Source organism: Shewanella sp. 0m-8 (genome assembly GCF_052977265.1).
The window spans coordinates 1-21,823 of the sequence record NZ_JBRIMB010000068.1; the positions used below are offsets into that span (position 1 = coordinate 1).

General features: G+C 42.0%; 15 protein-coding genes and 1 tRNA gene. 13 read left to right on the forward strand and 3 right to left on the reverse strand.

The genetic code is table 11. The annotated features are described in order from the left end of the window. Positions 1 to 776: 776 nt before the first annotated feature. The 4 genes from ACVBIO_RS20345 to ACVBIO_RS20360 all read left to right on the forward strand — a co-directional run bounded on the left by ACVBIO_RS20345 (position 777) and on the right by ACVBIO_RS20360 (position 9,805). Positions 777 to 1,241: a rhodanese-like domain-containing protein gene (locus tag ACVBIO_RS20345; protein ID WP_447173309.1), complete on the forward strand. Its 465-nt coding sequence runs from the start codon at positions 777 to 779 to the stop codon at positions 1,239 to 1,241. Between the two features lie 444 nt (positions 1,242 to 1,685). Further along, the gene (locus ACVBIO_RS20350; RefSeq protein ID WP_447173310.1) at positions 1,686 to 4,148 is read left to right on the forward strand and encodes a peptidase U32 family protein; all 2,463 of its coding nucleotides are present in this window, start codon (positions 1,686 to 1,688) and stop codon (positions 4,146 to 4,148) included. A gap of 220 nt (positions 4,149 to 4,368) precedes the next feature. After that, positions 4,369 to 7,008, forward strand: coding sequence for a molybdopterin-dependent oxidoreductase (locus ACVBIO_RS20355; protein ID WP_447173311.1), 2,640 nt, complete (start codon positions 4,369 to 4,371; stop codon positions 7,006 to 7,008). 415 nt (positions 7,009 to 7,423) lie between these two features. Continuing rightward, on the forward strand, positions 7,424 to 9,805 hold the full coding sequence (locus tag ACVBIO_RS20360; RefSeq protein ID WP_447173312.1) for an AAA family ATPase: 2,382 nt from the start codon (positions 7,424 to 7,426) through the stop codon (positions 9,803 to 9,805). 149 nt (positions 9,806 to 9,954) lie between these two features. On the opposite strand, the gene ACVBIO_RS20365 is transcribed toward ACVBIO_RS20360, so the two are convergent. Further along, positions 9,955 to 10,875, reverse strand: coding sequence for a manganese-dependent inorganic pyrophosphatase (locus ACVBIO_RS20365; protein ID WP_447159288.1), 921 nt, complete (start codon positions 10,873 to 10,875; stop codon positions 9,955 to 9,957). A gap of 336 nt (positions 10,876 to 11,211) precedes the next feature. Between ACVBIO_RS20365 and ACVBIO_RS20370 the strand changes: the two genes are divergently transcribed. The 3 genes from ACVBIO_RS20370 to ACVBIO_RS20380 all read left to right on the forward strand — a co-directional run bounded on the left by ACVBIO_RS20370 (position 11,212) and on the right by ACVBIO_RS20380 (position 16,419). Beyond that, positions 11,212 to 11,547 (forward strand): PBPRA1643 family SWIM/SEC-C metal-binding motif protein, encoded by a 336-nt coding sequence (locus ACVBIO_RS20370; RefSeq protein ID WP_447159289.1) that lies wholly within the window; start codon positions 11,212 to 11,214, stop codon positions 11,545 to 11,547. Positions 11,548 to 12,036: 489 nt separating this feature from the next. After that, positions 12,037 to 13,230, forward strand: coding sequence for an efflux RND transporter periplasmic adaptor subunit (locus tag ACVBIO_RS20375; protein WP_447173313.1), 1,194 nt, complete (start codon positions 12,037 to 12,039; stop codon positions 13,228 to 13,230). A gap of 3 nt (positions 13,231 to 13,233) precedes the next feature. Next, the gene (locus ACVBIO_RS20380; RefSeq protein ID WP_447173314.1) at positions 13,234 to 16,419 is read left to right on the forward strand and encodes an efflux RND transporter permease subunit; all 3,186 of its coding nucleotides are present in this window, start codon (positions 13,234 to 13,236) and stop codon (positions 16,417 to 16,419) included. A 292-nt stretch (positions 16,420 to 16,711) separates the two neighbouring features. Here ACVBIO_RS20380 and ACVBIO_RS20385 read toward each other — a convergent pair. Together ACVBIO_RS20385 and punC are read right to left on the reverse strand one after the other, a co-directional pair. Beyond that, a tRNA-Ser gene (locus tag ACVBIO_RS20385) sits at positions 16,712 to 16,802 on the reverse strand. Between the two features lie 90 nt (positions 16,803 to 16,892). Beyond that, a complete protein-coding gene (gene punC / locus ACVBIO_RS20390; protein WP_447159295.1) occupies positions 16,893 to 18,125 on the reverse strand; it encodes a purine nucleoside transporter PunC in 1,233 nt (410 codons plus the stop codon). 130 nt (positions 18,126 to 18,255) lie between these two features. Here punC and punR point away from each other — a divergent pair, with 130 nt between their 5' ends. The 6 genes from punR (at position 18,256) to ACVBIO_RS20420 (ending at position 21,414) form a co-directional block, all read left to right on the forward strand. Then, positions 18,256 to 19,158, forward strand: coding sequence for a DNA-binding transcriptional activator PunR (gene punR / locus ACVBIO_RS20395; RefSeq protein ID WP_447159296.1), 903 nt, complete (start codon positions 18,256 to 18,258; stop codon positions 19,156 to 19,158). A 178-nt stretch (positions 19,159 to 19,336) separates the two neighbouring features. After that, positions 19,337 to 19,990 carry a Bax inhibitor-1/YccA family protein gene (locus tag ACVBIO_RS20400; protein ID WP_447159364.1) on the forward strand — a complete coding sequence of 218 codons (654 nt, stop codon included), beginning with the start codon at positions 19,337 to 19,339 and terminating at the stop codon, positions 19,988 to 19,990. A 57-nt stretch (positions 19,991 to 20,047) separates the two neighbouring features. Next, positions 20,048 to 20,437: a sulfurtransferase complex subunit TusD gene (gene tusD / locus ACVBIO_RS20405; protein ID WP_447159297.1), complete on the forward strand. Its 390-nt coding sequence runs from the start codon at positions 20,048 to 20,050 to the stop codon at positions 20,435 to 20,437. 8 nt (positions 20,438 to 20,445) lie between these two features. After that, positions 20,446 to 20,802, forward strand: coding sequence for a sulfurtransferase complex subunit TusC (tusC, locus tag ACVBIO_RS20410; protein WP_447159298.1), 357 nt, complete (start codon positions 20,446 to 20,448; stop codon positions 20,800 to 20,802). Beyond that, complete coding sequence (gene tusB, locus ACVBIO_RS20415; RefSeq protein ID WP_447159299.1) at positions 20,802 to 21,083, forward strand: sulfurtransferase complex subunit TusB; 282 nt, start codon at positions 20,802 to 20,804, stop codon at positions 21,081 to 21,083. The genes tusC and tusB overlap by 1 nt, the downstream gene beginning before the upstream one ends. A gap of 1 nt (position 21,084) precedes the next feature. After that, positions 21,085 to 21,414: a TusE/DsrC/DsvC family sulfur relay protein gene (locus ACVBIO_RS20420; RefSeq protein WP_447159300.1), complete on the forward strand. Its 330-nt coding sequence runs from the start codon at positions 21,085 to 21,087 to the stop codon at positions 21,412 to 21,414. Positions 21,415 to 21,823: the final 409 nt, after the last annotated feature.

Below are 21,823 nucleotides of genomic sequence, written 5' to 3' on the forward strand. Positions count from 1 at the left end.
GAACGGCCATTAAGACACTGCAAGGCTTAGTTCGGGATCCACAAGCATGCTATTAAATTCCTGGGGATCCCTCAGAGTCAGAGTTAAGTTCGTTCATTGGTAAATTAGTTGATTATTAAATTCCTACAGAGTTTAAATCTAGCTAGGTTTGAATTGGTCCATTGAGTTTTTATTAAACAAATCCATTTTATAAGCACGTTAAGCTTGCTCAGTGAAAGAGTTCTATGAAATATCTCTTGAATGAATTGAGTAAAAAAGCTATGCACATAATCAAGTTTAACTATTCTACTCATAAGACTATTTAGCGCGCTTAAACATCAAGCATGTTGATCTCTTTTCCCCCACATGCTTAACAAAAGCTGAGATTTATAAATAAAACATTGTAAATCAACTGTGCCGTCAATCTAGCCTGGCTATAATGCGCCGCATGCGGTCGCGACCATATCACTATGAATTTATTGACTTATATCATTGTTGTGAACCGATAAGATCTAAATGGTGCGTTGTTAACGCCTTTTGATTTTCATTGAGATCTTATCTGCAACTTTAATGTGATTTAGTGCAAAAACTTTAACCGCCCTGTCTATCTATAATCAGTTTGCTTCACTGTGAACTGAAGCACTGCAGCTAAGCCAAGTTCATTGGGCTGAATACGGTTTCAAATAAAGACTGTTTTTAATAAATACCAAATAAAAAAGATACTATTTTAACAAAACAATAATAATGTGAGGACAAGCATATAGCTAACGCTCACAATAAAACTGGAGATAAGGTGTATGAACAAAGTGGTAAATATGACGTTATTATGTGCGCTACTAGGCCTTAGTGTACAAGCTAACGCATATGACGCTAAATTGGCGAATAGCTTTAATGACCAATTTAGCCATGCAACAGGTAAAAGCGTCGGTAAAGATATTGGATTGATTAGTGCTGAAGTCTTTGTTAAACAGTTACAAAATAACACTGGCGTTACTGCTATCGATATCCGTACCATCGAGGAGCGTCAAGTGTTCGGTCTTGCGATGAAAGAACAGCTAAATATTAGTTTAGATGAACTGTTTATCCCTGAAAATTTAGATAAAATCCCAACAGATAAGCCAGTCGTTATTGTGTGTAAATCGGGGGCGCGCGCTATGGCGGCAGGTACTGCCCTACGTCAATTAGGCTTTGATAATGTCAAAGTATTAAAAGGTGGCTATAGCAAGTTGTCTAGCTATGTCGGCCCAAATATCGCTAAGTAAATTTTCTAACGAAAAAAGCTCTTGTGGGTAAGGCTGGAAATCAGCACAGAATCTGTTATCCCCTCCTCCTTACCCTATTAGAGCCCACCTTAACTTCCACTCTGCTTTCATCTGCATGTTAAATCTTGTTTGAACTGCTTGCTAACCGAATAAGAAAGCACTCTCTGTTTGCAGGCCCCTTAATCTTAGTCCCTTATCAGTGTCCATTAATCAGTGACCCCCTTTTCGGCTAACTTTTAATCTGTCCCTATAATCAGGGCCTTCATGATCAGTGGCGATAGGGCCAACAATGGATCAATATCATAATTTAGTAAAATAAGATTGCCTGTCCTAGATCTCAGCTGTACCACACCTTACAATTCACAAAGCATCACCATACTGCACCATAACCAAGCAGTTCCCCATGAATTCTTTATCAGGAATTCAGCCATCAATAGGAATACCATGAGAAAACTTGAATTACTCGCGCCAGGTGGCGACATCGAGTCAATTAAAGCGGCTATCGTTGCCGGTGCTGACGCGGTGTACTGCGGTCTTAATAGCTTTAATGCCCGTACCCGCGCCGAGAATTTAAGTTTTGAAGATCTGTACGGTCTGCTGCGTATTGCCCACCAGCATAATTGCCAACTGTTTCTAACGCTTAATATCATTGTGTTAGAACAAGAACTGCCTGCATTACTAAAACTGCTAAATCAATTGGTTAATACCGCTATAGATGGCGTGATCGTGCAGGACCTTGGCTTATTTTACCTATTGAAACAGCACTATCCGACGTTAGACATTCATGCATCGACTCAGGTAACGACCCACAATACGGGGCAAATCGAGTTTTTGTCACGTTTAGGCGCATCAAGAGCAAACTTATCGAGAGAGCTTAATCTGACCGAAATTAAACAGCTGTCAGACAAAGCTCATGCTCTTGATATGCTCACGGAAGTCTTTGTGCATGGCTCAAATTGCATTGGCTTTTCTGGTCTGTGTTACTTTAGCTCGGCCCATGGCGGTAATTCTGGCAATCGTGGCCGTTGCAGTCAACCTTGTCGCGATCAGTATCAAACCACTGATACTGGTGCACAATATCCACTAAACCTGAAAGATAACTCAGCATTTTCAGATCTTGATGCGCTTTACGCTGCTGGCGCTGACTCGTTGAAAGTGGAAGGTAGAATTAAGAAGTCTCATTACGTGTATCGGGTGATTGATACATGGCGTAAACAGATCACAAGACTTGAGCTGCGCAGCGCTATCTCGACCGACAAATCCCCGCTATATACCGTGTTCAATCGTGACTTTTCTAATGGTTACTTACACGGCGCAGTGGGTACAAATATGTACATAGATAACCCACGCGATAACGCGGTGCAGCATTTTACTCAATTAGAAAGCCTTAGATTGCTTACCGAGAAAAGCTCTGCTGCCTCGGTGAATGTGAAAAAGGCGCTCTATGATGAAAAAACAGAAATTATTGCTACTCTTGGCGACAAAATAGCGCGACTTAGTTTAGCCAAGCCGCTTATTTCGCTAAAATTTTATGGTCAGGAAGGCCAAGCATTAGGGATAACACTCTGTGTTCGGCCTGCCAACATGCTAGACGTTGATGCTGAGCAATCTGAGGCGATACGTGAATTTAGTCTTTTATCTGACGCTGCGCTTGTTACATCTGATAAATACGGGCTAAAAGAGGAATTACTAAAACGTTTCACAAGTCTTGGTAACATTGAGTATGCCTTAGACTCTATTTGTTTCGATGATTTAGCCGCAGACTTGTTTGTGCCGTTTAAGCAGTTAACCACTATGAGGCAGCAGATAGTGACATGGTTAAATAGCGGCCGAGAGCATGTTGAGCCAGTATCTTTGCAGCAGGTTCGCCAGCAAATAAATAGTGATCTATGCATCAACAGCGTTAACGCAGCAACTAATACAACGAACACCATCGCTCAGGCACAGGTTTCACATAACGAGAACCTCACTCAGTTATCAATACTAATAGCCAATAGACGGGATCTTGCTCTGTATCGTCAATTAAAGCAGCAGATCGAACTTAAAGGGCTCCAGGTTTATTATTTAGTTCCAGATGCGATAAACGCAGAGCGCGAAAAACTCGCCCTACTGTTTTCTCAAGAACCTGAGCTTATTCCTTGGTTTGGCGCAGTTATTATGCAAACAGATTTTAATGCCGCTAAACAATTACTCGAAGAGATAAAACCTAAGTTGATCGTGACTAACAATAGTGGCGTTGGCGTTGTGGCCACAGACTTAGGTATAAATTGGGTTGCGGGCCCTTACCTTAATACCAGTAATTCGATAAGTATGTACAGCTTGCAGCAACAAGGCTGCAGCGGAGCGTTTGTGTCTAATGAATTAAATAAAAAACAGATTAAAGCGATTAAAGCGCCTAAAGGCTTTAAGGTGCATTACAGTCTTTATCACCCGATAATGTTAATGACTAGCCGTCAATGCTTGTTTTTACAGTCCAGTGGTTGTGACAAAGCAGTGATGGATGATGAGTGCTTAACGGTTTGTAAGAAAACCAGTTCACTGACTAATGTAAAGGGGGTTGATTTTGTGATAGACAAGAAGCGCCGTGAGCATAATGCCTTGTATGGCAGTCAACACTTCTTTAATCCACAGATCTTGACTGAGCTATCAGGTTACTTTGATAGCGTTATGCTGGATTTGCGCACGATTGTAACTAATAGCCAATTACAGCAAAATCAGTTTGATACTGTAATCAAGTTAACTCAGTTTCTATCATCGCAAGCACTATCAAGCCCAGGGTTATCAAACCAAAAGTTATCAAGCTCGAAGTTATCAACAAAAGAGGTATCAAGTCCAAATTTATCAAGCACTGAGTTTACAAACCTTGTTAGCAATACTACCAACGTTCAATACTTAAAAGGTCTGTAAGGCAACCTGAATAAGCTCTTAGCTGTTGGAGTTAGGAGCTTAAAGATAACGTCATCTCACTTAAGGATTTTTTCACAAAGCGCTATCGTTATTGATGTAGGGCAAAGACATGAATAGTTACGTGATATTTAATCCTAGCTAGCTTGTCAAAATAGCGGTTATGTACCATAACCAATAGCATGTTCCTCTACAATCTTCCATAAATGAGAGCCTGACTGATATGACATTCTCTAGACGCACCTTCCTTAAATCTGCACTCGCAAGCACCGTTGCAGCGCAAGGGCTTACCTTGTTTCCTGCAGGCAAAGTATTTGCAGATGACACTCAATCTATCCCCCATGCCAGCCATTATGGCCCCTTCAATGCTATCGTCAAAGAAGGCGTTCTGATCGGCGTACAGCCATTGAAAGACATAGATCCTTTCCCGACCAAGATGCTATTAGAAGGGATCTTAAGCCGAACTTACAGCGACACTAGGGTTAAATACCCGATGGTGCGTAAATCCTATTTTGAAAATCCATTAGGCGATCATAAACCACACCTTAGAGGCAAAGAGCCTTTTATCCGTGTGGACTGGAACACCGCTATCGCCATGGTCAGTACTGCGATTGCCAATACGATAGCCAAGCATGGTAACCAAGCGATTTTCAGTTCTTCTTATGGCGGTTGGTCCCATGCTGGTTTAATGAGGCCACAAACATTACAAGGCCGGTTTTTTAACTTAATTGGTGGCCAAAGTGCTTGTAGCGGAGATTACAGCGCGGGGGCGTCTGAAGTAATATTGCCTCATATAATAGGCGATATGGAGGTTTATTCCCCTCAAACAGCATGGCAAGTTATCGAAGATAATACAGAACTGATGTTATTGGTTGGCTGTGACCCATATAAAACAAATAGGATTGAGTTTAGGGTTGCTGATCATGCTATGCATAAACACTGGCAAGCCTTTGCTGAAAAAGGGATTGAGTTTATTTCGATAAACCCGCAACAAACCCAAACAGATAAAGCCATGGGTAGCGAGATGATCAATATTCGCCCCAATACAGATGTCGCACTGTTTACCGCTATGTCGTTCCATATTTACCAATCCGATTTGTATGATAAGGCTTATCTAGACAAATATACGGTCGGCTTTGACCGGTACCTTAACTATCTCAAAGGGGTTGATGACAATACACCTAAAACCCCAGAATGGGCGGAGGAAATTACAGGAGTCAGTGCTAAACAAATTCGTAAACTAGCAGAACAGGTGGTAAAAAAGCGCACGCAGATCTGTGCCGGTTGGTCACTGCAGCGAGCGCAACATGGAGAGATGATCCACTGGGCGATTATTAACTTTGCGGCTATGGCAGGTAAAATAGGTAAACCGGGTGAAGGCGCAGGCTTCAGCTGGCATTATGGTAACGGTGGGATGCCACAGTCAGGCAAAAAAATGCCTGCGGGTCTATCGCAAGGGCGTAACCCTATAACCGCACGTTGCCCTGTGGTACTTATTTCTGACATGCTGAATAATCCTGGGAGCAACTACACTCGTAATGGTCAAACGCTGAAATTCCCTAACGCCAAGCTTATCTATAATGCAGGGAATAATTTGCTGTCCCACCAGCAAAATACCAATGAACTCATTCAAGCACTTAACAACAACGTGGAAACCATCATTAATCAAGATCCATGGTGGTGTGCCTCCTCACTGTATGCCGATATTGTACTCCCCAGCACGACAACGCTCGAACGCAATGATATTAGCTCTGGTGGAACCTATTCTAACAATAAGATCTATGCCATGAAACAGGTCATCAAGCCTGTAGGCGAAAGTTGGAATGACTATGAGATCTTTTCGGCATTGGCAAAAATATTTAATGTCCAGCAACAATTCACAGAAAATAAGACCTTTATGCAGCACCTTAAAGATGCATACGCGGCATCTGATGCGAGCGAAAGCTTTGACAGTTTCTGGCTTAAAGGTGTAACCCATCTCAGTACCCCAAAAACGGCCAATGACTGGGTTAGACACCGCGATTTTTACCTTGATCCGGCTAAACATCCATTACATACCCCTTCAGGTAAAATTGAGCTTTATTGTGAGCAGATAGAGTCTTATCACTTACCCGACTGCCCGCCCATGCCTGAATGGATCCCTCCTGCCGAGTGGCTAGGAAATGCCAAACCTGATCAAGTCCATGTATTGAGCCCACATCCATGGATGCGCCTTCATTCCCAAATGGCAAATGCTGACGTTAATCGTTATGAGTCTGTTGATGGCCGTCAATTTGCGTTAATTAATAAAGATGATGCGGCGCACCGTGGCATTAAAGATGGGGATTTGATTGAAGTATACAATGAACGCGGTGCGTTATTAGCGGGAGCAAAAATAGCTGACAATGTGATGCCCGGCGTTATTTATATCCATGAAGGAGCCTGGCTGCAACTGGATAAAAAAGGTCGCTGTAATTCAGGTTCGATTAACATGCTAACCTCTGCTCGGCCATCAAGTGGACTGAGTCAAGGAACGAGTGCGAATACCTGTTTGGCAGCCTTTAAAAAGTGTTTAGATCCCGAATCCCCGAATAAGGCTTACCAGGCTCCCAAAATTGAAACACTTAAGCAGCCCTTCGACATTAAAAGCTTGGGACTTGCAGCGGCTCTAAAATCAATAAAATCTGTGAAACAGCAAGTTCAGAGTAAAGGTGAAAAAATCTTCTACCATGCATGTACCATGTGTCATGCGGCGCCAAACCCTGCCGATCATAGCTATAAACAGTGGCAAGGTATCACTCGTAGTATGTTCCCAAGAGCAGGATTAAACCCTGATGAACAGGCTGAAGTGCTAAAGTTTTTACAACAGCATGCTAAACAATAAAACGGTTTAAGTTTATGCTTATGTTTAAGTGCCTGAACGGATAGTCTGATGTGATGCACGTAGAGCCCTCTTATAAATTGAGGGCTTTTTCTTTTTGTCGTAAAATTTTCTTTCTTGTCGTAAAAAGTGTCATTAATTGTCTCTTAAGCTCATCATAATCCTCGTCATAAACCACTTAACAAACTAAGTCATAAAAGATAAGTACGTTTATGCCCTATAGCGACAAAGTCTTTGAAATAGTCACCTTTTTTAAAAGTATTTCGCTGAAAAAAGTCATCGCAACACCGTTATGGTTATAAAATCGGCAGTCAAGACTGTTTTTAGCTCAATATTTGGCCTAAAGGTAAATAATTGCAGAAATATGCGATTTAACTGTATAGAGTAAAAATATTGACCGTCATTAAGAGGACGTATTATGCCAATAAAACCTCTCAGCAGTACCAAGCTTTATCGCGTATCGGCGCTTAACAAGCTCTCTTCAGACTGCAAGTCGACAAAACACCTCGAACCATTAGACCAAATTGTGGGTCAAGCCCGCGCTCAACAAGCGGTAGAGTTTGCGCTTTCTATGAAAGAGAAAGGCTACAATATTTATGCGCTTGGTCGCAATGGCCTAGGCAAACGCACCATGGTGCTGCGCCATCTAAACCGTCAAGCCCCCAATAGTAACGGCCGCACCTTATACGATTGGTGTTATGTGGTAAATTTTGACGATACTCGTAGCCCCAAGGTGCTTAAGTTACCTGCAGGTATGGGCTTATGCTTTAAAAAAGATATTGAAAAGCTCATGTCAAAACTGCTAAAGGCATTGCCTTTAGCATTTGATAATGAGATGTACTATAGCCGCGCTGACAAATTAAAGAATCAGCTTGCAGCCAAACAGGAAGAAGCCTTGCTCTTGCTGACAGAAGAGGCGAAGAGTCATTCTGTAGGACTCTCGATTTCCCCTCAAGGTAATTATGAGTTGGTAGCATTAAACGGTGACGAGCCCCACACCGAAGAAAGCTACTTGGCGTTATCGGCCAAAGAGCAAGATGTGATGCAAGATGCGATTTCTGCACTTGAAGCACAGCTGCGTGGCATCGTAAGACAAATAACCATTTGGGAAGAGGAGTATTCTGAGAAGCAGCAAAAACATGATGAACAAGTTGCTGAAGAAGTCCTAACCCACAGCCTTACTGCGTTAAAAGAGCAATATAAAGACCAAGCGAATGTAAAAGCCTACATTAAGGCGATGCATAAAGACATCATTGATAATCTGGATATCTTCCTAGAAGAAAGTGAAGAGCAAGCTGCCCTCGCCTATGCCTCAATGAGCAAGAAAATGCCAAGGCGTTATCAGATCAATGTACTGGTGTCGCAAGCGTCACAATTGCAGCCGATTATTGTTGAGGAAACCCCCAACTATCACACCATTTTTGGCTACGTAGAAAATGCGACCTATAAAGGTACCGTTTTCACTGACTTTTCATTGATCCGCCCAGGTAGCTTGCATAAGGCGAATGGCGGCGTGCTTATGATTGATGCGGTTAAAGTACTTGAGCACCCTTATGTATGGGACGGACTTAAGCGTGCGCTGCGTTCTCGCAAATTGAGTCTGACCTCACTGGAACGCGAAGTCACCTTATCTGGCACGATATCTCTGGATCCTGAAGCGATCCCCTTAGATGTTAAGATCATTTTGTTTGGGGATTTTGCGACATATAAACTATTACAACAGTATGACGCCGAGTTTACTGAGTTGTTTAGGGTTACAGCTGATTTTGAAGATAGAATGCCACGTAGCGATGATTCTGAGGCCCATTACGCCCAGTTCATCTCGAGCATAGTACACAGCAATAAAATGCTGCACTGTGATAAAAAAGCGATTGGACGTGTAATCGAATTCAGTTCTCGCCAAGCCGATGATCAAAATATGTTATCACTGCACTCCGTCGATATTGCCAATCTATTACGAGAAGCAAATTATTGCGCGCGTTCAGTTAACTCAAACATGATTAGAGTCAGCCATGTAGAGCAAGCGTTAGCGAATAAAGAAAAACGGATCTGCCGCGCAAAAGATGACTTTATGCAAAGCTTTGTTAATGGCACTACCCTAATTGATACTCAAGGAGAAACCGTTGGCCAAGTGAATGGCTTATCGGTGATGTCGACCTCCGATTACCAATTTGGTGCCCCTAGCCGGATCACCGCGACGACCGCTTTTGGTGAGGGTCGAGTTTTCGATATCGAGCGCAAAGTAGAGTTAAGTGGCAGCATTCACTCTAAAGGCGTAATGATTTTATCCGCATATATCGCATCGATTTTAGGCAAGACAGATAAAATTCCGTTGTCGACGCATCTTACCTTTGAACAGTCCTATGGCGGTGTAGATGGTGACAGTGCTACCATGGCAGAGTTGTGTGCCATGCTATCTTCTTTTTCAGGGGTTGCGCTACGTCAGGATATTGCGATAACAGGTTCGATGAATCAGTTTGGTGAATCTCAGCCGATTGGTGGCGTTAACGAGAAAATTGAAGGCTTCTTTGACGTGTGTAAAATCAAAGGCCATAAAGATACGCAAGGCGTCATTATTCCCAAGTCAAATATCCATAACTTAATGTTACGCCGAGACATAGTTGACGCGGTGGAAAAAGGAAAATTCCACATTTGGGCAATCAGTCATGTAGAGCAAGCAGTAGAATTACTGACAGGGACTAAACTCGGTAAAATAAATACCAAAGGTGAATATACCAAGGGCAGCATTTTAGGCTTATCCCAATTAAGGCTAGATAAGTTACGTGAAAAAGTTACGTGAAAATGACACTAAAAAGTAATGGCTAATTCATCCGCATTTTATGAAATGTGTAGCTAACAAAAAGGCCGAACTCAATGTTCGGCCTTTTTTTGTCAACCTATTTTAGGACTGACAGCATTTTAAGACTAGATAGAACTTGCTAGTAGAGACTAGGCAAACACATCTTGCAATGGAGGCACGATTTGCTTCTTACGGCTTAATACCCCATCTAACCATACTTTACTGTTTTGTGACTCACAGTTATAAGCCGATTCGATTTTTGCTAAATCGTCACTGACAATAAGCATCTCAGAACCTTCTCTCATGATGTCGGTCAGTAATAATAGAACGCTGTGACGATTACCTTCTGCTTTTAGTGCCGCAATATCAGCTTCAAGTTCAGCTTTAATCTCGTCAAATACAGCAAGGTCAATCACTTCAAGCTGACCGATCCCCACTAGGTTACCGTTCATGTTAAAATCTTTAAAGTCACGCATAACAAGATCACGAGCAGGCGTGCCTTCTACAGCAGATTTCACTTTAAACATTTCCATGCCTAATGCTTTAACATCTTCAATACCAGCGATTTCAGCTAATGCTTCAACACACTTAATGTCAGCGGTTGTACAAGTTGGTGACTTGAAGATAACCGTGTCACTTAAGATGGCACAAAGCATAATGCCTGCGATCTCTTTTGAGATCTCAACGTTGTAGAAGTCATACATCATCTTAATGATGGTGTTACTACAACCTACAGGGCGGATCCAGCACTCTAAAGGTGTTGAAGTCGTTAAGTCACCCAACTTATGGTGATCAACAATACCAACAATCGTCGCTTGCTCGATATCATCTGGTGCTTGAGTTAGCTCAGAATGGTCAACGATATACACTTCTTCGCCAGCGTAGCTGGTTTTAAATTCTGGTGCTTCGAAACCGAATTTTTCTAAAATGAAAGCTGTTTCAGGTGATAACTCACCTAAACGAGTGGCAACTGATGCTTCACCAATTTGGTTTCTTAGGTGCGCAAGTGCAATAGCACCACAAATTGAATCTGAATCTGGGATTTTGTGGCCCACAACATAAACTGGCATATATAAAGCTCTCCTTTAATTTGCCGCGATTTTAACAAAGTTTTTCACGATGCGGAAATACCAAAAGGTCGCAGATGCAAATCAATTGGTCAAAAATCACGATTTAAGCCGTTTTAACGCGTAATCAGCCGAAATAGCAAGCCATTGACGCCTACTTATTTAGACCAATCCTATAACGTGCAGTTCTCAAATGAGTTAAGAACGATACTGAAAACCGTGAATATGGCGCATTTTTAGATAAAATTGCCGTCTAGATTAGACTTCGATACCACTGAGTCCATTTTTATAGTATAAGCTTGCGTAAATTTATCTTTATCAAAATTGAGCGCCATAGCTATGTCAGACAAATTCTTCTTTAAAGGGCGTAAAACCCCAAAGCCTAAGCACGAAAGCTATGGTTACAACACTAAACGTGAAGTTAAAATCGGTACTGAAGTAAACCCTTTAGTACTTATGGTTCAAAATGCTGAGCGTGAAGCTGAAATCACCCAGTTACTCAGCGATAATGAGCTGGTGGGCTTAATTACGGTTGATGCAACCCAGGATGAAAACGTCGTTCAACTGATGGGGCTGCTCAATAAGCCACAGACAACTCGTTTTGAAAAAGTACCTAATCGTAACGACGCTTGTGTTTGTGGAAGCGGCAAGAAATATAAGAAATGTTGCGGTTAACATCGTAAAATTCAAAGCAGTGCATGTCGCACTGCTTTTTTGTATGTAATGCCCTTTCAAATCCCCTCATGCCCTTCTTCTACCCAGCGCAGATAATCAATCTAGCTTCTATTCAGTTTCTAAATCCAAATGGTTTGAGTTATAAACAGTTTTTTTACATTTTTGCCGATTCAAAAATAAAGCGTTTTTATCGATTCTGGATCAACAATAGCCAATTACATCCCACCAGCCAAAAAATCTTCCATTTAAATACAGAGACTTGCACTAAAGCCAAATACGATATCAATAAACTAAACGCCTATGCGTAATTCATAGCGTATTCATAAATGTTAATTTTAGTTACACACGTTTACACAATCATACTGTTACATTTCGCCAGTTCCATTAACATGTAGTCAAAATTCTAAATAGATTACTCATCTTTATTTTTTAAACACCAATAAAGATGGGGCATTGAGTGCAAAATTGCTTCAACAAGAGGACGTGTTTGTGGCTACTAAAAAACAGATAATTTTACCAATGGTTGTCATTGCCGTTGGCGTGGCAGGGTTTATTGGCATCTCGGCATTAAAAAAGCCCCCTGAAGAAAAGGAAAAGCTTGATACCACTCCCCTAGTATCAATTCAGTCAGTTGAAATCAACCCGATGAGTTTTGCTGTTACTTCATATGGAGTGGTGAATGCCAAGTACGAAACAGAATTGGTCTCACAAGTGAATGGTGAAATTGTTTACCTATCAGAGAAATTTGTCCGCGGTGGCTTTGTCAAAAAAGGCGATGTTCTCGCAAAAATCGACCCAAGTGATTATGAAGCTGCGCTTATTGATGCTAAAGCCAGTATGGCGTCAGCAAGAGCGACACTGGTACAAGAAAAAGCATTTGGTAAAGTGGCAGCCGAAGAATGGAAGCGCATTGAAAATGGTGTACCCACTGAGCTGAGTTTGCGTAAGCCACAGCTTGCCCAAGAAGTGGCTAAGTTAAACTCTTCGGAAGCGGGCCTAAAACGGGCTAACCGCAACCTTGAGCGTACCATCATTAAAGCCCCTTACGATGCCTTAATAGAGGCTAGAAATATTGGTTTAGGTTCTTATGTCAGCATGGGGACTCCCCTTGGTAAAGTATTGAGTACAGCGCATGCAGAAGTGCGCTTACCGATTGCCGACAAAGAGCTGCAGTTTTTAGATAGCAAAGGTAAAGGTGCTGAAGTTATGTTAACTGGTGAGTTTGCCGGACAAACAACACAGTGGCCTGCGACAATAGTGAGAAGCGAGGGCGTAATTGATAGCCGTAGCCGTATGACCTATTTAGTTGCTGAAGTGGCAGATCCTTATGGGCTTAACTCGAACAACAATGAACTGCGTTACGGCACCTATGTGACGGCCAATATTGATGGTAGCCATGCAGGTCAAGTCGCTGAAGTACCACGTCATTTGGTTATCAATAATCAAATTGCAATACTCGATGATGAAGGCAAACTTAGATATAAAGACATTACTATTTTGCGTCAAATAGGCGCTAAAGTTATTGTATCTGCGGGATTAGAAGCAGGTATGAATGTCATCACCTCAGCCCTTGATTACCCGATTGAAGGCATGCAGCTCGCCTTACCAGAAGATAAAGCCTTATCTGAGGATGAACCTACCGCTCCACAAGCTACCCAGATAGCGATGGAAGATGAGGAATAATTCATGATCGATACCAATAAAGGCATTATCGCTTGGTTTGCGCGTAACAGTGTAGCTGCTAACTTATTGATGATTATCATTATCATAGGCGGCTTACTTACCGCTAACACGATTCGTAAGCAGTTCTTCCCAGCCGTTGAGATCAATTGGTTAGAATTCAACGCGGTCTACCCCGGCGCAGCACCACAAGAGGTAGAAGAAGGGATCACCATTAAGATTGAGGAAGCACTGGAAAGTGTGCAGGGCCTTAAGCGAGTGATCACCTATTCTAACCGTAATGTCTCTTCAGGCTATTTCCGTGTAGAAGACTCTTATGATCCACAGGTGGTACTGGAGGAGGTAAAATCAGAAATTGATTCGATCTCAAGTTTCCCCGATGGCATGGAGCGCCCCAAAGTTGAGCGTATAAAACTTCGCCAAGAAGTGATGTATATGAGCCTCTATGGTGATTTATCCCAACGACAACTAAAAGACTTGGGTGAAAAAATTCACGATGAGCTTTTACAATTACCACTGGTTAATATCACGGATTTCTATGGCGGACTTGGCTATGAGATTGCCATTGAAGTCAGTAAAGATAGATTACGAGAGTTTGGTTTAAGTTTTAATGATGTCGCCGAAGCGGTTCGTGGTTATTCGCGTAACATGTCAGCTGGACAGATAAGGGCCGAGAACGGTTATATTAACTTACGCGTTCAAAATCAGGCCTATGTCGGCTATGAGTTTGAAAGCTTGCCGTTAATCACCCTTGAAGATGGTACCACTTTGCTGTTAGGCGATGTGGCAAACGTAATCGACGGTTTTGAAGAAGGTATTCAATACTCTAAATTTAACGGTAAAAACTCAGTTACTTTCTTTATTGGCGCCGCTAACGATCAGAGCTTAACCGATGTTGCTGACGTCGTTAAGGCTTACATTAGCGATAAACAGAAAGTGTTGCCTCAAGGGGTTAAATTAGAGCCTTGGGTCGATATGACCTATTACCTTGAAGGTCGCTTAAACCTCATGCTCGACAGCATGAAAAGTGGTGCCATATTAGTCTTTATATTACTAGCACTATTTTTACGAGTGAGACTGGCATTTTGGGTGATGATGGGTTTACCTGTTTGTTTCTTAGGCACCTTACTCTTTATGCCTATGGGTATGATTGATGTCACGATTAATGTCATCAGCCTATTCGCTTTCATTTTAGTGCTCGGTATTGTCGTCGATGATGCCATCGTCATGGGCGAAAGTGCTCACGCCGAATGCGAAGAAAAAGGCCAAAGCTTAGATAATGTTATTCGTGGCGTAAAGCGGGTTGCTATGCCAGCTACCTTTGGTGTGTTAACCACCATTGCAGCATTTTTACCTATTACACTCGACGACGGTCCCTCTTCTGCATTTGGCCAGGCTATCGGCTTTGTGGTGATCTTATGTCTTATCTTTTCGTTAGTAGAATCTAAGCTTATCTTGCCCGCGCATTTGGCACGTATGAAGCAAAAAACTATCGTTAAACCAGGATCAAAGAATCCGATTGACTGGCTACGTATCGTGGTTAACTTTTTACAAGGGAAAGTTGATACCGGCCTTAAAACCCTAATCACTCACTATTACCGCCCTTCTCTTGAAGTTGCTGTTAAGTATCGCTACACAGTCATTATGGTTTTCTTCAGTCTGATCCTAATTTGTGCAGGTCTTTATTCAGGTGGCTTAATTCGTTTTATTGGCCAACCTAAGATCCCGCATGACTTTCCTCGGATCACTTTTGAGATGAATATTGATGCGTCTGAAACAGCGACATTATCAGCAGCCTTATCTATTGAAGAAGCATTGAGAAACGTTGATAGCAAGCTTGAGCAACAATATGGGCAAAAGATGATATCAGACATGCAAGTCGAACTTCGTGGCCGCACGTCGGCACAAGTGATGACTAAGCTGGTTGATCCAGAAATTCGTCCAATCGATACCTTTGCGGTGGCAGAGCTATGGCGCCAGAATATGCCATTAATCCCCGGCATGAAGTCTTTTACTATCCAGGATAACCTATTTGGTGGAGGCCGCGATGATGGCGATATTAGCTTCAGACTTGAAGGTAAGGATGATGCGCAGTTAGTCGCAGCAGCAAAAGAGCTCAAAGCAAAATTGAATACCCTTAAAGGTGTGGGTGACGTTAATGACAGCCGTCAGTCCAGCGCTAAAGAGATCCAATTTGAATTAAAGCCTCTTGCTCATAGTTTAGGCTTAACGCTTGCCGATATTGCGCGTCAGGTCGGTAATAGTTTTTATGGCCTTGAAGCTCAGCGGATCTTACGTAATGGCGAAGAGATTAAAGTCATGCTGCGTTATCCTGAAGAGCAGCGTAACTCCATCGCGCAGGTATCAGATGTAAACATAAAAACTCCACAAGGGGCTGAGATCCCATTGTCTGAAGTTGCAGAAATAGTTGTAACGGATGGCGTTAACAGTATTCGCCGTGAAAATGGCAACCGAACAATTAATGTTTGGGGTTCAGTAGATGCAGATCAAGCAGAGCCCTTTAAACTTGCTAAAGATATTCGAGATAACTATTTACCAGAGTTATTAAAGAAGTATCCAAGGGTTAAGAGTGAGGTGTCTGGTAATATCCAGGAGCAACTAGATAGTGCTGATACTCAGTTACGAGACTTCTTAATCTCTATGCTGGTGATTTACAGCCTATTAGCCGTACCGTTAAAGTCATATTCTCAGCCAATCATGATCATGTCGGTGATCCCTTTTGGTGTCATTGGCTCTGTCCTTGGGCATATGCTTTTAGGACTCGATCTCAGTGCCCTTTCAGTATTTGGTATTATTGCGGCAGCAGGTGTTGTGGTGAACGACTCGCTGGTGATGGTTGATTACATCAATAAATCACGGGAATCTGGTATTGCGATGAAACTATCGGTACTCGAAGCGGGTTGTCGCCGTTTTAGAGCCATTTTATTGACCTCTCTCACGACCTTTATCGGTTTAGTGCCCATCATGACTGAAACCAGTATGCAGGCGCAGATGGTGATCCCTATGGCTGTATCATTAGCCTTTGGTGTGCTGTTTGCCACTGTTGTGACATTAGTATTAATCCCGTGCTTGTACGTGACGATTGAGGACATTAAACGATTAATTGGCAGCAAATCTCGTGTGCAAGAACCTGTTGAGCCTGAACTGCCGACCGAACATGCAGTAAATTAACTTATGAGTTAGGTTAAAAATCATCTAGAAAGTCAACAAGGGCTTCCCTCTATCTAATGAGTGGAAGCCCTTTCTTTAAATATGGCGTAGGGATAGCCGGCTTCTAACAATAGCAACCCTAGGGTTCAATATGACCTCAAGAATGCGAAAGGCCTCTGCATTTCTGCTGAGGCCTTATCTAAATGTGGTGCTGGGATAGCTGACTATTAAACAATAGGAATCCTGGGTTCTAATCAGCTTTATAACCGAAACGAAAAAAGGCTTCCATTACTGGAAGCCTTTTCTCTATATGTGGCGGAGGGATAGGGATTTGAACCCTAGATGGGCTATAAACCCATGCCGGTTTTCAAGACCGGTGCATTCGACCACTCTGCCATCCCTCCGAACGCCGCGAATAATATAGCGCTCTGTTAACCTTGTAAAGAGATAATTATCATAAATTATCTCTTTGAACAATTACCAAGCTGTTTAGCTTATTTATCATCCTGATTTATTGCGATGCGAGCAGGATCGGGCATAACAATGTTTTCGCTCACTTCTTGCCAATTATTGTGATTACGTAGCTTGTAGCCAATAAACACAATAAATGAACAGATCATGATGCCCCAACCTATCGCCACTTCACCGCTGGTTGCCCAAATGGCAACAAGACTTGAAGCGCCAAAAGATAAACTTATCTGTAAGAAGTTTTGTAAACCTGCCGCTTTTGCAGCGTTTTCAGGAAACTGCTGTAAGGCGCCATTAACCACGATGGGGTATATCGCACCATTACATGCAGCAAGAACAGAGAACACAGCTAGCAGTGGGAATACTGACAAGCCTGTAATCAAAATAGTCACTACAACGATGGCAAGTGAACATAAGCCAAATACTGATAACAATACTGTTAGCGCTTTTTCGGCACCGACTTTACGAATAAGCGTCTTGCTTGCATAGCCGCCTAAAACGAACATGATAGTTTGTGGAATAAAGCTCAAACCGATCGCTGTAGCATCGAATCCATGCTGCTCCATAACCATAGGCCAAACAGTTAGGTATGAGAAGAATGCACCAGAACAAGCACCAAAAATAACAACATTGCCTAAATATTTGGTGTTCTTAAAAATTTTAAGGTAACTGATCTCTTTCTTTTCATGATTTACCGCTTTGGTTTCACCTGGCACAAACCAAACTGTCAATAAAATCATGGCGACTGACATACACGTCAGAGTAACGAAAATGCTTTCCCAGCCCATTGATTCCAGAATGAATGCACCTAAAATTGGGGCTAATGCTGGCGATAACGCCACAAGCGGCATAATGTTTGAAAAAACACTTTGTGCCTTTGAAGCATCATACTTCTCAATCACAATGGCTTGCCAGATCACACCTGCAGAACAAGCACCCAACGCTTGCATAAATCGTGATATGTTAAATACTAACATTGAGTCACTAACAGATAGTGAAAAGCTCGCAACCGAAAATAATACTAATCCAAAAATGAGTGAGTTACGCTTACCAAAGCGCTCTACTAATGGACCATATAATAATTGACCCAGTGCCAAGCCCGCTAAAAAGAAGGTCAAAGACATCGCGACTTGTGATGGCGAGGTTGCCATTGAGTCTTCAATTGCTTTGAACGCAGGTAAGTACATGTCGGTTGCAATAAAACCTAACATACTTAGTAACGCAAGGTAGGCTAAAAACACATAGTATTTAACATTCATTAGAGGTTTCATAAGTAAAATTTTAAATGGTAATTTAATAATGGCGCGCAGTGTAAACACTTGCTAAACCCCTGTGAAACGTTTATTTTTCACATTAGCCATCAAAAAAACTCACAGTAGGATGTGACCTATGCTTTCAGAACAATCTCTTCAGCTCATTGACATGGTAGCCCGTGTAGGTAGCTTTACCGCTGCAGCCAATAAATTACACAAAGTTCCTTCCGCCGTAAGCTATGCGGTTAAACAAATTGAGGAAGAGTTAGGGGTTGTCTTGTTTATTAGGCACCATAGAAGTGTGAGCTTAACCCCTGCAGGAGAGCACTTTGTTAAACAAGCAAGAAGCTTACTCACCGATTTAGACGTGATGAAAGCCGATACGATTCGGGTCGCAAATGGTTGGCAACCCACCCTGTCTATTGCCCTCGACAACATTGTTAGGGCCGACAAAATAAGTAATTTAATCGCCGACTTTTACCGTACATTTGATAATGTCGAGCTGATTATCCGCATCGAAGTGTTTAATGGTGTTTGGGAGTCAATTGCAACGGGACGAAGTGATATTGCAATCGGTGCAACAACAGCTATACCTGTCGGTGGAGACTTCCATTTTAGGGACATGGGAGAAATTGAATGGAATTTTCTTGTTGGCAAAAACCACCCGCTGGCCAATATTGATAGACCGTTAAGTGACGATGAATTAAGGCAATACCCTTCTATATGTCTTGAAGACACTTCACGTGAAATCCCCAAAAGGATGACCTGGTTACTTGAGAATCAAAGACGTCTTGTTGTACCTGATTGGATCCGCGCGATTAATTGTTTTAGAGAGGGTCTTGGTATTGGTTATATGCCCGCGCATTTTGCATTCCCGTTTATCAAAACAGGCGCGCTTATTGAAAAACAACTTGAACGCCCAAAGCTTACCAGCCCTTGTTGTTTAGCCTGGAACGCCACTAATCAATCGCCAGCCATGGCCTGGGTACTTAATTATTTAGGTGATAGTGAAAAATTACATAAGGATTGGCTCGATTAACTAAGCTTAACTTGAGGTCTTTTATGCGCTAAGCGCTTTATACCTTGTTGTGCCTGCTGTATGATTCAATAACTTAACGAGCGATAGGTTCTCATTTTGACTGTGAGGGAACTCCTTGTTTAACTCATGTTCAAATAGATAGCTTTACATTTTGTCTTCGGAGAAAGATATGAAAGATATGACACAACAAACCGCGTATAGCAGTACTACCGTTGAGGTAAATAAACTGCTTAAAAATACGTATATGCTGCTCTCTATGACCTTAGCTTTTTCTGCAGTGTGCGCAGGTTTGGCGATGGCATTAGCAATCAGCCCATTAATGTCTATTGGACTATCACTTGGTAGTTTAGTGCTTTTATTTGTAACACTAAGAAAAGCTGACTCTAGTGCGGGTCTATTCTGGGTGTTTGCTTTTACAGGTATGCAAGGTGCATCGCTAGGTTATATCCTTAATCATTACGCAGGTATGGCCAACGGCCCACAATTGATCATGCAAGCATTGGGATTAACCTCAGTAATCTTCATCACCCTTTCAGGTTATGCTGTTACGACTAAGAAAGATTTCTCTTTCATGCGTGGTTTCCTTATTGCCGGTCTTGTTATCATGGTCGTAGGCCTTCTCGTTAACCTATTCCTAGGTAACGGCATGGTGTTTATGGCGCTTAACGCCGGTATCGCATTATTAATGACAGGCTTCATTCTTTACGATACAAGCAAAATCGTTAACGGTGGCGAAACTAACTACATTCGCGCGACAATCTCTTTGTACTTAGATTTCTTGAACCTTTTCATTGCTCTACTACATTTAATGGGTATTGGCGGCGATGACTAATACCAATTAAATTTAATTGAGTTAAAATGGTCCTATTACAGGGCCATTTTTTTTATCATGAGCAAATTTATTATCCAAGTTAACTCAGCAGCTTACGGCAGCGCCTCGAGTTACAGTGCCTATCGGTTCGCTAAAGCGGCTGTTGATAGCGGCCATATTGTCGAAAAGATTTTCTTCTACCAAGATGGCGTTCTTAATACTAATCACCTTAATAGTCCGGCTAGTGACGAGTTTGATCTAAAGCAAGCATGGATTGACTTGCATGAGCAGCACGGTGTCGCTTTGGTCAATTGTGTATCTGCTGCGCTGCGCCGTGGTGTATTATCTGAGTCTGAGGCTAAAGAAAACCGCTTAGAGCATTGGAATATGCAAGCTCCATTTACTATGGGTGGTTTGGGTGAGTTAGTTACCGGTATTGAGAAAGCTAACAGACTTATCTGTTTTTAGGAGCATGCATGAAGAAACTTTGTATTATCTTTAGACAGGCTCCTCACGGTACAGCACACGGCCGAGAAGGTCTTGATCTGTCATTGTTAAGTGCCAGTTTTGAACAAGAAGTTAGCCTTATATTTACCGATGAAGGCCTGTTAACATTATTAAAAAACCAAGATCCTGAATCTATTGGTTGTAAAGACTATATAGCGACACTCGGTGCACTCCCCCTTTACGATATAGACACTGTATTAGTATGCCAAGAGTCGATGCACGAATTGGGTTTGCTTGAAACAGATTTTCGAATTACAGCTTCTATTTCAACTGCCATAGAGATTTCCACTCATTTAGCCGGTGTCGATGAGGTAATTGTTTTCTGATGATATTACATCTAATACAGCACTCTCCTGACCAGAGTGCATCACTAAAAACATGCTTACGTTATGCAACTAAAGAAGATTGCATCTTATTGTCAGGCAACGGTGTCAACAGTTTGCTCAAACAAGCGTGGCGAGCACAATTATCTGAGTATAGATGTGTTGCTTTGCAAGAAGATGTCGATGCTCGGGGCCTTACTCGCTTTTTAAAAGAGATAGAGCTGATAAACTACAACGAATTTGTGGCGCTTAGTCTAACGCACGATAAAGTAATTAGTTGGTAAAATGATAGAATTTAATGGAAAGCAGATAGACACCGATCCGCAAGGCTATTTAAAGTCGGTAAGTGACTGGACTCCAGAATTGGCGCTAGTCATTGCAGAGGAAGAAAAGATAGCGCTCACTGATGCACATTGGGAAGTGATTAACTTTGTCCGAGAATTTTACCTCGAGTTTAAGACTAGCCCTGCTATAAGGGTATTAGTCAAAGCAATAGGCCTTAAGCTTGGAGCTGACAAGGGAAACTCTAAGTATCTCTATACCCTGTTCCCCGTTGGTCCCGCCAAGCAGGCAACCAAAATAGCCGGCCTACCGAAACCCGCTAAATGCATTTAATCTCAATCTTTATAAGGCCCTACTCGTTAGGGCTTTTTTAGGCCTATTTAATACAGGTTTGGTTATTTATTCTTTATAAGAAGGCTGTGTCCTGGCCTGTACTGCTTTATAAAAAGAGCAGCCCGGCCTACTTTATTGAAATTGAGTGGATCTCGTATCAAAATAAATCGCTTGTCGCTTGATGCATGTTTCAGAGTGATTTACTGAAGCTAAAATTTAAACGTAAAAAAAACCAGCTCAATGGCTGGTTTAGTCACTCTTCATATGAATATGGTACACTTACCAGACCTGCTCTATCAAATGAGAGGCACGCTTATTCAGCGAGGCATCTCTTATACCAATCTAAGTAAAAATATGATCTAATTGCATTCATCGTATTCTCTTCATTTGTGGTTATGGATAACTTTAA